We start from the raw sequence: 14,330 nt of genomic DNA on the forward strand, positions 1-14,330 counted from the left end.
TTTTTGGTTTAAGGGCAGTATTGACAAAAAATTCGAAAACTATATTGACATTTGAAAGTGCTTTCAATAACATATTATTTATAAAGTGAAAAATAAGAAATGATGAACCCTATAAATGAAACTTTGTTTTGTAATATAAAACAAATTAGATTTTTGAAAAAATGTAAAAAGTAAGGGGGATATTATGCAAAAGTTACTGCGGATTTTGAACGGTATTTTGACAGCAACGATTACCGTTTTTCTATCGTCAATGGTTTTTCTCGTGTTTATGAATGTAGTGCTTCGCTATGTATTTGAATCCGGCATTACATGGTCTGAAGAAATGGCGCGTTATTTATTTGTCTGGATTGTGTTTTTAGGTGCGATTGCAGCATTTAAAGATCGTTCTCATTTGGGTGTTGATATATTAATAGGGTCATTGCCGCCAAAAGCACAAAAAGCTCTTTATGTATTTAACCAGGTTGTGATAATCGGTTTGATGAGCATTGTTATTAACGGTGGAGTGAAAATGATCCAAGTAAACAGTAACAGTTACGGGCCGGCAACCGGGATTCCTTTGTCTGTGCTCTTTATCGCCGCCACATTAGCGGCGGTTGTCATTATTTTAATGAGCCTTATCCAAACGTTCCAATATGTAGTGAAAAATCAAAATTTACCTTCCTGGGCTAAAGCAAGAGAGGAGGAGAAACCGTTATGATTTGGGTATTTTTAGGCGTATTATTTTTCTTCCTCTTTCTAGGATTGCCTGTTGTGTTTTCGATGCTTATGAGTGCGGTTGCAATGATGCTTGTGATGGGAATTTTTGATTCTCAGGTTGTTGCGCAACAGCTCGTAAATGGGGCGAATAGCTTTCCATTGATGGCAATCCCGTTCTTCATTCTTGCCGGTGAGATCATGAACGCCGGCGGTATTTCAAAGCGTGTTGTTCATTTCGCAACGACGCTTGTCGGGCATATCCGCGGTGGGCTCGGATATGTAACGATTTTGGCGGGTGTGATGTTTGCCGGACTATCCGGTTCTGCTGTAGCTGATACAGCAGCGCTGGGGGCGATCTTAATCCCGATGATGGTTGCCCGCGGATATAATGTCAACCGGGCGTCGGGACTTGTCGCGTCCGCAGGGATCATCGCTCCGATTATCCCGCCGAGTATTCCATTGATTATGTTTGGCGTTATTGGGGGCGTTTCCATTACGCAATTGTTTATGGGTGGTATCGTTCCCGGTATTTTGTTTGCCGTAGGTTTGATGGTTGCCTGGTACTTTGTCGCCAAACGCGGAAACTATGAAACAATGGAAAAAGCGACGGCTAAAGAAAGATTAAAAGCCTTTGGCCAGGCGATTTGGGCGCTTTTCTTACCTGTTATCATCATTGTCGGTTTACGGGGCGGGATTTTCACGCCAACCGAGGCAGCTGTTATTGCCTGTGTATACGCACTTTTAATCAGCTTGACTGTTTACCGCGGGGATCTGAAAATCAGACAGCTTCCTGACGTTCTTGTTGCCTCGGCAAAGACAACCGGTGTTGTTATGTTCCTCGCCGCGGCTGCTATTGTTACATCATGGGTCATCACTGTCGCTCAAGTGCCTGCGGAATTGGCATCGATGCTGAGCGGTATTACAGACAGCCCAATTGTGTTGCTACTCATCCTAATGGTGTTCTTGCTATTAGTCGGAGTAGTGATGGACATGACGCCGGCGATTCTGATTTTCACTCCGGTCTTGCTGCCTGTTGTTACGGCAGCGGGGATCGATCCGGTATACTTCGGGATCTTAATGATTATTAATCTCTGTATCGGTTTAATTACACCGCCGGTCGGAACCGTACTTTATGTTGCTTGTGGAATAAGCCGTATCAGTATTATTGATATAACAAAAGGAATCTGGCCGTTCCTGCTTGTCCAGATCCTGGTTTTATTCCTGCTCGTCCTGTTCCCGCAAATTGTTCTCGTTCCGCTGGAATGGCTGATGAAGTAGCGTGAATGTCAACCTGTTTAACCGAGGTGTCTCAGAAGACAAGCCGAAAGTCTTTTGAGACAGCCCTCGGTATAAAGGGAGATTTTCATTTAGAAAGTTAGTAAGCCAATGGCTGCTATAGATATTACATTCAAGGAGGAGACAAAGATGAAAAAGAGTCAATTACTGAATCGTTTTTTAGGAATAACGATGGCAAGCGTCCTTTTCCTCACAGCTTGTGGAGGTGGAGATGAGGCATCCACGGATGGTGGAGCGACAGAAGGCGGCGGTGAAGGTGCTGCGACTGAAGAATCTCACACGGTCAAAATCGCTCACTACTTTGCTGAAGATCATCCGCAAAACATCGCGCTTAAGGAAGTGTTTAAGCCAACTGTCGAAGAACAATCAGGCGGCAGCTTAACGGTTGAAATTTATCCAAACAGTCAGCTTGGCGCAGAGCAGGAATTCTATGATGGTGTCCGTAACGGGACAATCGAAATGGGGATTCCGGGTATGATCATGCAGTCCTCAGTCGAAAAGCTGGCGGTCGGCGAATGGCCATTCCTATTTGAAGATTACGAGCACGTGAAAAATGTTTTAAACGGTCCAATTGGTGACGAACTAATGGCTGATCTTGAAGAGATCCATGGCGTGAAACCTTTAGCCTGGAGTGCAAACGGTTTCAGAATGGTATCAAGTGATAAGCTGATTGAAAGCATGGATGACTTCAGCGGCTTCCGGATGCGTACGCCAAACATTCCAAACTATATCGAAATGTGGGAGCTGCTTGGAACTAACGTAACTCCACTTGCTATTTCTGAAGTGTTTACCGGACTTGAACAAGGCGTAATTAATGGCCAGGAAAACCCTGTTGCGACAGTGCGTGCATCAGGCTGGTATGAAGTACAGTCGAATGTGCTTGAATCAAACCATATGTTCAGCCCGAACCTTTATATTATCAACTCCAATTTCTGGAATTCATTGAGCCCTGAGCAGCAGCAGGTGATCCAGGATGCAGCGCTTGAATCAGCGGCGTATGAATTTGAATTAATGGAGAACAGCTATGAAGAAGACCGTGCCTATTTAGAGGAGCACGGTGTTGAATTCACGACTCCGTCTGATGAATTCAGACAGCAAATGATCGACGCTGTTCAGCCAATGTATGATTCATTCTTCGAACAGTATGACTGGGCAGAAGACATTGTCGAGAGAATTCAAGCAGAAGCCTAATAATGTGAGATAAAACCGACTTTGACAGAGGCCGTGGAAAAGGTTGTTTAGCAACCCTTCCGCGGCCTCTTATTTTAGTTTGCGAAGGGGGAAAAACTCCGGCAGCAGAAAGTGTAAGTGTAATGTAAATATTCTAAATAATATAAATATATTGAAAAATGAATTCAGATTAGTATACAATCAATGTATACAAATTTTAATCCTTTTTTCAGGAGGTGAAAGATTGAAAAAAAGCTGTACAAAGGCTGATCATGTCTATCATCAATTAAAACAAAAGATTATTTCGTTTAAATTCCTTCCAGGGGAAATGGTTCACGAAAAAAAGATTGCTGAATTATTTCATGTTAGCAGAACTCCGGTTAGAGAGGCTTTGAGACAATTAACGAATGAAGGATTTTTATTAGAGGAAGCAGGGAAGCTCTATGTGTACAAGCTGAGTGTGCAGGACATTATGGAGATATTTGAGGTTAGAGAGTCGCTTGAGTGTAAGGCGATCCAGTTATTGAAGAAGGAACACCTGCCCTCGCTCGTCAAAGAACTCAAGGATAAAAATCAACGAATGTATCAGCTTCTCATTGAGGAAAGCTATGAGGAGTTTTTTGAAGAGGATGATCATTTTCACAAGTTGATTATTAATAGCTGCGCAAACAACAAAATAACAGAGATCTTGCATAAATTTAATGTGCAGGTGGGAAGGGTCAGATACTTGACCATACTTAATGAACAGCGAATGAAAAGCACGGTTGATGAACATGTAGACGTGATCAGCGCAATGGAAAAAGAGGATTTGGACGCAGCGGAAGTCGCGATGAGCAAGCATATTCATGCTGTTCAAAAAACGGTTCGGGAATTTAGTAACCTAACAACATTACTTCATTCCGGGTTAGAAGGAATTCTGGCAGTTAAGAGATTACCATGACCAGCAGAGGTGGACACAATTGAAAATTACTGAAATTGAAACAATACCATTGGCAGCTGAGTTGCAGGAGCCGATTTGGGATGCACAGCATTATATCCCAAAAAGGCAGGCGCTGATCATTAAAGTGTATACCGATCAGGGGTTAATCGGATTAGGGGAATCGGCGAGTTTCGGCGGACCGATTGAAACGACGAAAGCGGTAATCGATAAGGAATTAAAAAACTATTTTATTGGCAAGGACCCTTTTGATGTGGAGAGATTATGGGATGACGTGTATAAGGGCACAGTTCAGCATGGGAGAAGAGGGATTGTTATTGCCGCTTTAAGCGGGATCGATATTGCTTTATGGGACCTGATTGGCAAGGCGACTAATAAACCGGTTTATAAAATATTGGGCGGTTACAGGGATGAAGTCGAGGCCTATGCCAGCTCCGGTTTTTACAGTGAAGGACGGGGTCTTCCCCAATTAGCTCACATGATGGAGACCTATGTGAAGGAAGGCTTCAAAACAGTAAAGATGAAAGTAGGGGGAATGAGCGCGAAGGATGATCTGAAAAGAGTACAAGCTGTTCGTGAGGCGGTTGGTGATGAAATTGGCTTAGCGGTCGATGCAAACAGCAACTGGGATTTGCCGACGGCTTTGTGGATGGCGAAGCAGCTTGAACCATTTAATATAAAATGGATCGAAGAACCGTTAATGGCAGATGATGTAACCGGGACGGCAAAGCTTGCAAACAGTACAGTTATTCCGATCGCCGGATATGAGCAGGATGTCACAAGATATGCCTTCATGGAGCTGATCAAGAATCAGGCTGTCTACTATTTGCAGCCGGATGCGATATGGGCAGGCGGGATAAGCGAATGTAAAAAAATAGCCGCTTTAGCATTGGCGAATCATTTAGCGATCATGCCGCATGTCTTTTCTTCTGGTGTCTGCTTAGCCGCCAATCTTCATTTTATCGCTTCCACAGCTAATGCTCATTTGCTGGAGTTGGATAGAAATGAAAATCCTTTACGTGATGAATTGATTCATCACTCTCTCATTCATGAAAACGGACGGATTAAGCTCCCAGATAGCCCGGGACTCGGAATTGAGTTAAATGAAGAAGTGATCAGGAAATACACAGTCTCCTGAAGCTGAACGGAATGACCATTCTCTCATTAGTCTCGTAAACTTGTAAAAATAAAATTGAAAGCGCTTTAATTATGTGATAGACTTCGTGTAAGAATTTAAAATGTAATGTATTACATTTTAATAATAAACGTAGGGGGATTAAGATGATAAAGAATTTTTGGAGCTTTTTGTTACTTGTTGCTTGTGTCGCGGCCCTTTCCGCATGTGGCGGAGCGGAGGAAAGTTCAGAATCAGGCGGTGCTGAAGAAGGTGGTGGAGACGTTCTTCAAATTGATTTGGCTACCGTTTTCGAGGATGAAGCAGCACATACAAAGGGAGCTGCGATGTTCGCCGAACTTGTTAATGAATACTCAGAGGGAAGCATCGAGGTCACTCTTTTTACTAATGGCGCGCTAGGTTCAGAACGGGAGAATTTTGAAGCGGTCCGCTCGGGAGACCTTGATATGACACTTGGTGGCTTCACCGGGGTGGACATGTACGCCCCTGAATATATGTTTATGGGTGCCCCGTTTTTATTTGAAGATATGGCTCATATGGAAAAAGTGATTAAAGGCGAATTAGGGGACCAGATGTTTGAGAAAATGGCGGAAAATAATATTCAAGTAATTGGCACGATCATGCGCGGAGAACGAAACATGACAGCGAACATTCCGGTCCGGACACCTGAAGACGTTCAAGGATTAAACTTGCGTTTACCTGAACTGGAAGCGTGGGTTGCCGGATGGGCGGCGATGGGAGCCTCCCCTACGGCCGTGGCGTTGCCGGAATTATATGGCGCCCTGCAGACCGGTGTTGCTGATGCCTCGGAAGGTCCTTATGAACAAATAGCGACGTTTAAATTGAACGAGGTTCAGGATTATGTGATTAACACCGGTCATATTAAAGAAGCCTCCTTCATTTGGATGAACGGTGACCTTTGGAATTCACTGACCGATGAGCAAAGGGACATCGTCGAGCGAGCGTCTGAGGAAGCAGTAGCCTTTGCTGACGAACAAGCGGCAAGTGATGACGAGCGCTTCTTAAATGAACTGATCGACGCCGGGATGGAGTTTGTCGAGGTAGATAAAGAAGCCTTTACCAGAGTTGGTGAAGAGGCGTTGCAGGAATTCTTTGAAACTCAATGGACGGTCACCACTTTTGAAGAAGTCAGATCGTACCTTGAATAGGAAGTCTTTTCTCTAGTCAGAAAATCAGGTGACTACCAGACCCCCACTTTGGCGTAGGTGGGGGTGCTTCAATAAACCAGATAATAGGATGGAAAGGACATTGCTTTATGAAACGAACATTACAGGCTCTTGAAAAAGCAATTGATTTCTTTATGTTACTGATGATTATCGGAATTGTCATTGTCGTCACACTTCAGGTAGTGTTTCGCTACGTCTTTAATATTTCTGCACCTTGGACGCAGGATATCGCCCGGTTTATGTTTATTTACTTAACCTATATTGGCGGGGCGCTGGCAATTAAGGAGAGAACCCATATTAGTATTGATGTTCTGGTAGACAGGCTGCCGCGGATGCTGAGGCTGATTGTATCATTAGGTGTGCAAATCGGGATCATGCTCTTTCTTATCGTTCTGCTGCAAGGGAGCTGGTTCATGGTGCAGAGCAGCTGGGATGTATCTTCGGCGGGAATGCGCTGGTTCAGTATGTCTTATGTCTATCTCGGCCTATTTATTGGCGGTGTTCTGATGATGTTTTACAGCATTTTGCGACTGATTGAAACGGTAAAAGATATCGTGCTAAAAGAGGATATCGTGAAGAATTCATAATTTGCTGGAAGGAGTAAAACATCGTATGTTATTTACTTTCCTGATCGTGCTTATTATCTTGTTTATTATTGGAATGCCAGTTGCCTTCGCAATGGGCTTTACGTCGGTTTTTCTGATGTGGCTGGACGGGGGAATCCAATATGCTAATGCCACTCAACGCTTGATGGGCGGAATTAATAGCTTTGTGATCCTGGCGATTCCACTGTTTTTATTAGCTGGAAAGCTGTTAAGTGTCGGCGGGATCGCCAACCGTATTTTTATGTTCTGCCGGGTATGTGTCGGTTTCTTACCTGGCGGCTTAGGTCATGTTAATGTAACGAGCAGTGTCTTGTTTTCCGGGATGTCCGGAACAGCGATCTCCGATGCGGCTGGCCTCGGTCCTGTAGTCATTAAAGGGATGAAGGACGGAGGTTATGATAAAGGGTTTGCCTCAGCCGTGACCGCGGCCTCGTCGACGATCGGGCCGATTATTCCACCCAGTTTGCCTTTGGTCATTTATGGGGTCGCCGCCGGTGCCTCAGTCGGTGCTTTATTTTTGGCAGGGATTCTTCCCGGGATTATTATGGCGATTGCGATGATGATGCTTGTCGCTTATTATGCCAAGAAAAATAATTATCCAAGGGAAGCGCGCCCGACTTTTCCGCTGTTTTTTCAGGCTTTAAAGGGTGCCTTTTTACCGCTGTTAACCCCGATAATCATTATAGGAGGTATTTACCAGGGAGTATTCACTCCAACCGAAGCGGCAGTATTTGCTGTATTATACGCATTGTTTTTATCAATGGTCGTCTACCGTGAATTGAGTTTTAAAGATTTAATAGCGGTGCTCAGAGAGACAGCCCGTGATAGTGCTATTATCGGTCTTATCGTATCAATGTCAACTTTGTTCGGCAACGTGATCATGCGCCAAAGAATTCCGATGGAAATCCTTGATTTCTTCACGGCTTCAGTTGATTCGGCGTTCGTGATGCTGCTGATCTTAAATCTATTTCTTTTACTTGTCGGTGCTTTTATGGAAACCATTGCAGCGATCACGATTCTTGTGCCAATCATGTTGCCGATTATGCAAACGTTTAATATAGATCCTGTTCATTTTGGGATTATTATGGTTTTCAATTTAATGATCGGTTTGTTGACTCCGCCGTTTGGCATGTTGCTGTTTGTCGTATCGAAGATCGGTGATATCGATGTCGTTCAGCTATTAAAGCATGTATTTCCTTTCCTGCTCGTATTAATTGCCGTACTGCTGATTATTACGTTCTTCCCAAGCCTTGTTCTCTGGCTGCCTAGTATTGGATCATAGAAGCAAAGCAACAACGAACAGAAAAGAGGGAAACGTTCATGAAAGTTACCAATCTGAAAGTTCATGTCCTCCAGGTTCCGCTGGAAATCCCCTTTGCCTTTTCCCAGGGCTGGGTCAAGCAGCGGAGCACAGTGCTGGTTGAAATCGAAACTGATGAAGGAATAACCGGCTGGGGAGAGTCATTATGCCATGGTCTGCAGCCGCCCGAAGTAGCGGCGGCTATTATCGAACATAGCCTGGCACCGCTTGTCATAGGGCAGGACCCGTTTGACGTTGAAGTCATTTGGGACAAGCTCTTCGCCTTTACTCGTCCGTATCATGGCGGGGCTGTTATTAACGCGATGAGTGCTGTCGATATTGGTCTTTGGGATATCGTTGGTAAAGCGGTCAATAAACCGGTCCATAAATTGTTGGGCGGGGCCCACCGGACGGAGATCAGGCCGTATGCTACCGGCTTCTATCGCGAGGAAAGAAAGCAATACCCTGAGACGGCAATTGAGGAAGCGCAGCGTCATATGGAAAAAGGGTTTAGAGCGATGAAGCTGAAAACCGGCTTTGGCATTAAAGCCGACGTAGACTATATTACAGCTGTCCGTCAAGCTGTTGGTGATGAGATTCTATTAATGGCCGATGCCAATTGTGCGTATAATGCGGCGACGGCCAGACGCATCCTGTTTGAGCTGGCTGAGGCAAAGGCCGACCTCTACTGGTTCGAGGAACCGCTCGACCCTGAAGATATTGGCGGCTACAAAGAGCTGAAGGGACTGACTTCGACCTTTATTGCCTCCGGTGAAAATCAGTTTGGCTCAATTGGGTTTCGCGATTGGGTCACAACAAGAGCCCTCGACGTCCTGCAGCCTGATTTGTGCTCATCAGGAGGGTTTACCGCCTGTAAACGGATCGCTGTATTAGCTTCAACATGGAATACGATGTTAAACCCCCACGTATGGGGCTCTGGAGTAGGACTGGCAGCTTCCCTGCAATATTTGGCGACGATTCCGCCGGCCCCGCTGGCGATGGAGCCGATTGAGCCAATGCTTGAGTACGATCAATCGTCGCATCCTTTCAGATCGGAGTTGATTTTTGATCAAATTTCGATGAATGAACAGGGAATGGTCGCTATCCCAGACCGGCCGGGGATTGGTGTTGAGATAAACCGTGATGTGATTCTCAGATATAAACAAAATTGATTGAGGAGGAGCCTGTCTTGAGAATAACAAATATTGAAACGATCATGCTGTCCTACTTGCCAAGCAAACCGCCACGTGATAGTTTGTCAGGGATTCAGACAAGGGATGTCTTCCTCGTGAAGATCCATACGGATGAAGGAATTATAGGAATTGGGGAAGGATTTGCCCTTGGTTCCCTGCATTCTACCGCGGTCATTGTCGAGGAAATTTTAAAACCGCTGTTAAAGGATGAGGACCCGACAAATATTGATAGGATTTGGGAAAAAATGTACCGGGGCTCCTTCCGCGTCGGGCGACGAGGTATCGTACTGGCGGCGATGAGCGCGATCGATGTCGCGTTATGGGACGTGCTTGGAAAGAAAGCTGGCTTGCCGGTTTATAAATTGCTGGGTGGGGCGAGCGCTTCCTTGTCCGCCTATGCAAGCGCCGGCTATTATCAGGAAGGGAAGGGTCTTCCTGAGTTACATGCGGAAATGACAGGCTATAAGGATCAGGGCTTCACTGCGGTTAAGATGAAGGTTGGCGGCGAAAGTCTTGAGGAAGATATCGAACGTGTCCGGACAGCGAGGGAAGCATTAGGTTCGTCAATGAAACTGGCAGTGGACGCGAATAATGCCTATGATTACGAAACGGCGTTACGATTTGCGAGAGCGGTTGAAAAGGAGGGTATCTTTTTCTTTGAAGAACCGTTATCATCAGATGACATTAGAAACAGCCAGAAGCTCGCCAGTAAGACGGATATTCCAATCGCCGGATACGAAACGGAATATACCCGCTATGGAATACGGGACTTATTGTTGCATGATGCGGTTGATATTGTCCAGACAGACGCCATCTGGACAGGAGGAATTTCGGAAGCGCGGAAAATAGGTATTCTTGCGGCTGCCTTTGGAAAAAAATGCATTCCTCATTTTTCAGCTGGGATTGTCTCACTTGCCGCCAACCTCCACTTCGGAGCCTCCCTGACAAATGTGGAATGGTTTGAATTAACGATGGATGATAACCCGCTGCGTTCGGCGCTCTCGGTAGACGGCTTCAAACTGGAAAGAGGAACGATTTATTTGCCCGATAAACCGGGTCTCGGCATTGAGCTTGATGAGGAAGTGCTGCAACGGTATCAGGTTAGCAAATAGGTCTCGGAGATGGATCAAAAGGTGTTTATTCCTTTTGGTCCATCGCTTTTTTTTGGAAACGAACGCCGCTTATTTCTGGTAAACTGGTAGAAACGGCAGGAAAGGAGTCTAGTATGAGCATTTTAAAAAATGAATGGAATGAGATAGTAGGCGCTGAATTTTCGAAGCCTTACTATCAAGAATTACGGAGTTTCTTAAAAGAGGAGTACAAGACACGGGTTATTTATCCGTCGATGTATGACCTGTTCAATGCCCTGCACTATACCGATTATTCCGAAACGAAAGTGGTGATACTCGGGCAGGATCCCTATCACGGACCGAATCAGGCTCACGGGCTAAGTTTTTCGGTCAAGCCCGGTGTCAAGGTTCCGCCCTCGCTGCAAAATATGTATAAAGAATTACAGGATGACCTCGGTTGCCGGATACCGGGGCACGGCTATTTAGTCCCTTGGGCGAAGCAGGGGGTGTTGCTTTTAAACACAGTGCTGACCGTTCGGAAAGGAGAGGCGGGCTCGCATCGCGGCAAAGGATGGGAACGATTTACCGACGCCGTGATCGAAGCGCTTAATGAGCGCGAGCGTCCGGTTATCTTTGTCCTATGGGGGCGTCACGCGCAGGAGAAGAAGGAGCTAATCACGAATTCCCGTCATTATATTCTTGAAGCCCCTCACCCAAGCCCATTCTCCGCAAACAGAGGCTTTTTCGGCAGCCGACCGTTCTCAAAAATCAATCAGCTGCTCGAGAAGATGGGGGAGAAAGGGATCGATTGGGAACTTCCGGAAGAGGTCGAAGCGTCGGAATAGCCTTTCTTCTCTTATAAAAGAAAAGTGTCACGATGTCGCCTCTCACAGGATGATTGTCAGGAAAACTGCTAGCAGGAGAAAAAAGTGGTAAAATAAAGGAGCAAAGCGGCAACAGGGACGTTGCCGAACAAGCGGGAGGCGCTTCTTATGCAAAAAATCCTTTATCTGATCATCGCGATAACCGTTGGCGGGTTATGCGCATTAGGGCAAGTTCCTGCGGGCTGGTTGCTCGGTTCTCTTGTCACGGGCCTCATTTGTGCCTTTTTTATAAAAAAATTATATTTTCCCGATAGTTTGTTTAAAGTAGCACTGGCGATTATTGGCGCGACAATCGGCTTTCGAGTGATACCGGAGCAGTTTATCACCTACCGCTCGCTGTTGCTGCCTTTTGTTTTTGTGTTTCTGTTGACGATCACAGGAGGCCTGCTGCTCGGTAAGTTCATGCAACGTTTTTCAAGCCTGCATCCGAACACGGCTTTTTTCTGTTGTATGCCTGGCGGCGCTTCAGAGGTCATTGCGTTAAGCAAAGAGTATGGCGCCGACCAGCAAATTGTGGCTGCCTTCCACACGACGAGAATTACGGTGTTCGTTCTCTTTATTCCGCTCGTCATCGGCTTAAATGTGCCGATCCCCGCGCAAAACGGTTCTGCCGGCGGGGTTATGGTTGGTGACGCGCTTCTATCCTTCGTCTGTATCGGCGGGATTGGTCTCGTCACTCTGCTACTTGGCAAGCGGATTCCGCTTCCGGGTTCGTCGCTGTTTCTGGCGATCGCGCTCGGCTTTATTTTTCATCAATGGGTCGTGCCGACTCTCGAGATTCCCAACTTTGTTTCCGGCATTGCCCAGGGGCTGATGGGAGCGATTATCGGTATCCGTTTTGATAAGGAAACACTATTGGAATTAAAGGCAATCGGCGGGGTCAGTTTAATGACGCTTGCGCTTTATTTTGTGATGAGCTTTGGGCTGGCGGGTTTGTTTTATTTGTTGACACCGCTTGAGTTTTTCACCAGTCTTCTGAGTGTTGTGCCGGCCGGTGCGGCCGAGATGGCGTCGACCGCGACGGCGCTCGACGTCGAGCCGATGATGGTCGCGACCTTGCAAATGCTAAGGGTCCTAACACTGTTCGCAGCTCTTCCGTTTTTAATTAAATGGTTTTCAACGCCTGTTAACGCCAAAAAGAAGCTACCGAACTAAAGAGGACAGCTGGTAAAGGAGATAGCTATCGAGGTTGAATGTTCAACCTCGATGGCTATTTTTTTTAAAACGATAAGAAAGTATAAGATTTTCGGGTTAATTCGAGGAAGAGCGGCGGCTTCGCACGTTACGCAGATGGCTGAAGAAAGCCCGTTTTCAGCCCTCCTTAAAAGATTGTAACGCTCCGCACGCCGCTTCTAAGAAAAGCCGCTGTACGGTTTTCTTAGGCATTCCTCTGAACGAAACCCGCCGATGTTGTAAGGATTGCGGATAATAAAGTCCACCATCTTACATGGGCGATCAAAAAGCATGTTAGCAAACCTGACAAGGGTGTGGAAGCTAAAAAGGAAAGACGTATAATAAGAACTAACAAAAGATGTCAGCTTCCTTAACGCTGATATGTTCTATTAACGAGAGGAGAGAGATAGGAAATGGATGCATTAGTACTTATGGATAATCTTTGGGTCATGGTTGCTGCAATTTTAGTTTTATTTATGCAAGGTGGATTCATACTTCTTGAAGCAGGCTCAACAAGAATGAAAAATGCGGGTCATATCGCCGGTAAGACAATTTTCACTGTCGGTATCGCCTCGCTCGTTTACTGGGCCGTCGGATGGGGCTTCGCGTACGGGGAAGGAAACGCCTTTATCGGATTGTCTGATTTCTTCTTCGGCGATACATCGACGGCAGAAGAAGGGCTGGTCGGTTCGGTTGACTTCTTCTTCCAGGTGATGTTTGCGGCGATCGCGTTAACGATTGCTTTCGGTGGTTTCGCAGAGCGGGCGAAGCTTTCAGCCTACCTCGTCTTCGCTGTTTTATTCACGGCTTTCGTTTATCCGATTGTCGCTCACTGGATTTGGGGAGATGGCTGGTTATCTGAGCTAGGAAAGCAGGACTTTGCCGGTTCGACAGTTGTTCACTTAACAGGTGCAATGGGGGCGCTTGCGGCCACGATTCTATTAAAGCCGCGTCTGGGCAAATACAACAAAGATGGTTCAGTCAACGAAATTGCCGGTCACAACCAGGTGTATACAGCATTAGGTGTGTTGATTCTCTGGGTCGGATGGTTCGGTTTTAACGCAGGTAGTACATTAGGAGTGGCAGACGCCTTCTTTGGCTACGTAGCTCTCAACACGCAATTGGCGGCGGCAGCCGGAGCGGTAGCAGCGCTCTTCATCGCCTGGGCAATGACAGGAAAATCAGATGTGCCAACCATGCTGAATGGTGCTTTGGCCGGTCTCGTTGCGATCACAGCGAGTTGTGCGTTTGTTGCGCCGTGGGCAGCTGTCGTGATTGGTATTGTCGGCGGGCTGATCGTATTCTTCAGTATGAAGTTCTTTGACAAAGCACGGATTGATGACCCGATTTTCGCTTTATCCGTCCACGGGGTAGCCGGGGTCTGGGGCACAATTTCAACTGGTTTCTTTGCAACACCTGAGCTTGCCGCAATGAACGGCGGTAGTGCTGGTCTCTTCTATGGTGGAGGGCTTGGTCAGTTAGGTGTTCAAACGTTAAGTGTTGTCGCTTGTGGAGCGTTCGCGTTCATCGCTTCCTACGTTCTGTTACTGGTGACGAAAGCTCTAATTGGTGGCCTACGTGTTAGCGAAGAAGAGGAAATTGTCGGTCTTGACTTAAGTGAGCATGGCAGCTACGGTTATCCTGAAAGCATGCAAGGTCAAAATAAAAGCACAGGAGCGTAAGC

The 14,330-nt window shown here is 46.2% G+C and carries 13 protein-coding genes; all 13 read left to right on the forward strand.

Features of this window, described 5'->3' with window-relative positions; all coding sequences use genetic code 11:
- The first annotated feature begins 184 nt into the window (after positions 1-184).
- Complete coding sequence (locus tag M3212_RS04200; protein WP_251192703.1) at positions 185-697, forward strand: TRAP transporter small permease; 513 nt, start codon at positions 185-187, stop codon at positions 695-697.
- Positions 694-1,974, forward strand: a complete 1,281-nt coding sequence (locus M3212_RS04205) for a TRAP transporter large permease (RefSeq protein ID WP_251192704.1) — start codon at positions 694-696, stop codon at positions 1,972-1,974. Before M3212_RS04200 ends, M3212_RS04205 begins: the two co-directional genes overlap by 4 nt.
- Before the next feature lie 147 nt (positions 1,975-2,121).
- Complete coding sequence (locus M3212_RS04210; protein ID WP_251192705.1) at positions 2,122-3,183, forward strand: TRAP transporter substrate-binding protein; 1,062 nt, start codon at positions 2,122-2,124, stop codon at positions 3,181-3,183.
- A gap of 223 nt (positions 3,184-3,406) precedes the next feature.
- Positions 3,407-4,102 carry a GntR family transcriptional regulator gene (locus tag M3212_RS04215; protein ID WP_251192706.1) on the forward strand — a complete coding sequence of 232 codons (696 nt, stop codon included), beginning with the start codon at positions 3,407-3,409 and terminating at the stop codon, positions 4,100-4,102.
- Between the two features lie 19 nt (positions 4,103-4,121).
- On the forward strand, positions 4,122-5,237 hold the full coding sequence (locus M3212_RS04220) for a mandelate racemase/muconate lactonizing enzyme family protein (RefSeq protein ID WP_251192707.1): 1,116 nt from the start codon (positions 4,122-4,124) through the stop codon (positions 5,235-5,237).
- Positions 5,238-5,380: 143 nt separating this feature from the next.
- Positions 5,381-6,403, forward strand: coding sequence for a TRAP transporter substrate-binding protein (locus M3212_RS04225; protein WP_251192708.1), 1,023 nt, complete (start codon positions 5,381-5,383; stop codon positions 6,401-6,403).
- 107 nt (positions 6,404-6,510) lie between these two features.
- Positions 6,511-7,008 carry a TRAP transporter small permease gene (locus M3212_RS04230; RefSeq protein ID WP_251192709.1) on the forward strand — a complete coding sequence of 166 codons (498 nt, stop codon included), beginning with the start codon at positions 6,511-6,513 and terminating at the stop codon, positions 7,006-7,008.
- Positions 7,009-7,033: 25 nt separating this feature from the next.
- Complete coding sequence (locus tag M3212_RS04235) at positions 7,034-8,308, forward strand: TRAP transporter large permease (protein ID WP_251192710.1); 1,275 nt, start codon at positions 7,034-7,036, stop codon at positions 8,306-8,308.
- A 38-nt stretch (positions 8,309-8,346) separates the two neighbouring features.
- Positions 8,347-9,498 carry a mandelate racemase/muconate lactonizing enzyme family protein gene (locus M3212_RS04240; protein WP_251192711.1) on the forward strand — a complete coding sequence of 384 codons (1,152 nt, stop codon included), beginning with the start codon at positions 8,347-8,349 and terminating at the stop codon, positions 9,496-9,498.
- Between the two features lie 17 nt (positions 9,499-9,515).
- Positions 9,516-10,631, forward strand: coding sequence for a mandelate racemase/muconate lactonizing enzyme family protein (locus tag M3212_RS04245; protein ID WP_251192712.1), 1,116 nt, complete (start codon positions 9,516-9,518; stop codon positions 10,629-10,631).
- 113 nt (positions 10,632-10,744) lie between these two features.
- Entirely contained in the window at positions 10,745-11,434 is a 690-nt protein-coding gene (locus tag M3212_RS04250) for a uracil-DNA glycosylase (RefSeq protein ID WP_251192713.1), read from the forward strand.
- 147 nt (positions 11,435-11,581) lie between these two features.
- Positions 11,582-12,628 (forward strand): AbrB family transcriptional regulator, encoded by a 1,047-nt coding sequence (locus tag M3212_RS04255; protein ID WP_251192714.1) that lies wholly within the window; start codon positions 11,582-11,584, stop codon positions 12,626-12,628.
- Between the two features lie 431 nt (positions 12,629-13,059).
- A complete protein-coding gene (locus M3212_RS04260; protein WP_251192715.1) occupies positions 13,060-14,328 on the forward strand; it encodes an ammonium transporter in 1,269 nt (422 codons plus the stop codon).
- Positions 14,329-14,330: the final 2 nt, after the last annotated feature.

This window comes from Halalkalibacter oceani (assembly GCF_023715705.1).
Classification (GTDB): domain Bacteria; phylum Bacillota; class Bacilli; order Bacillales; family Bacillaceae_D; genus Halalkalibacter; species Halalkalibacter oceani_A.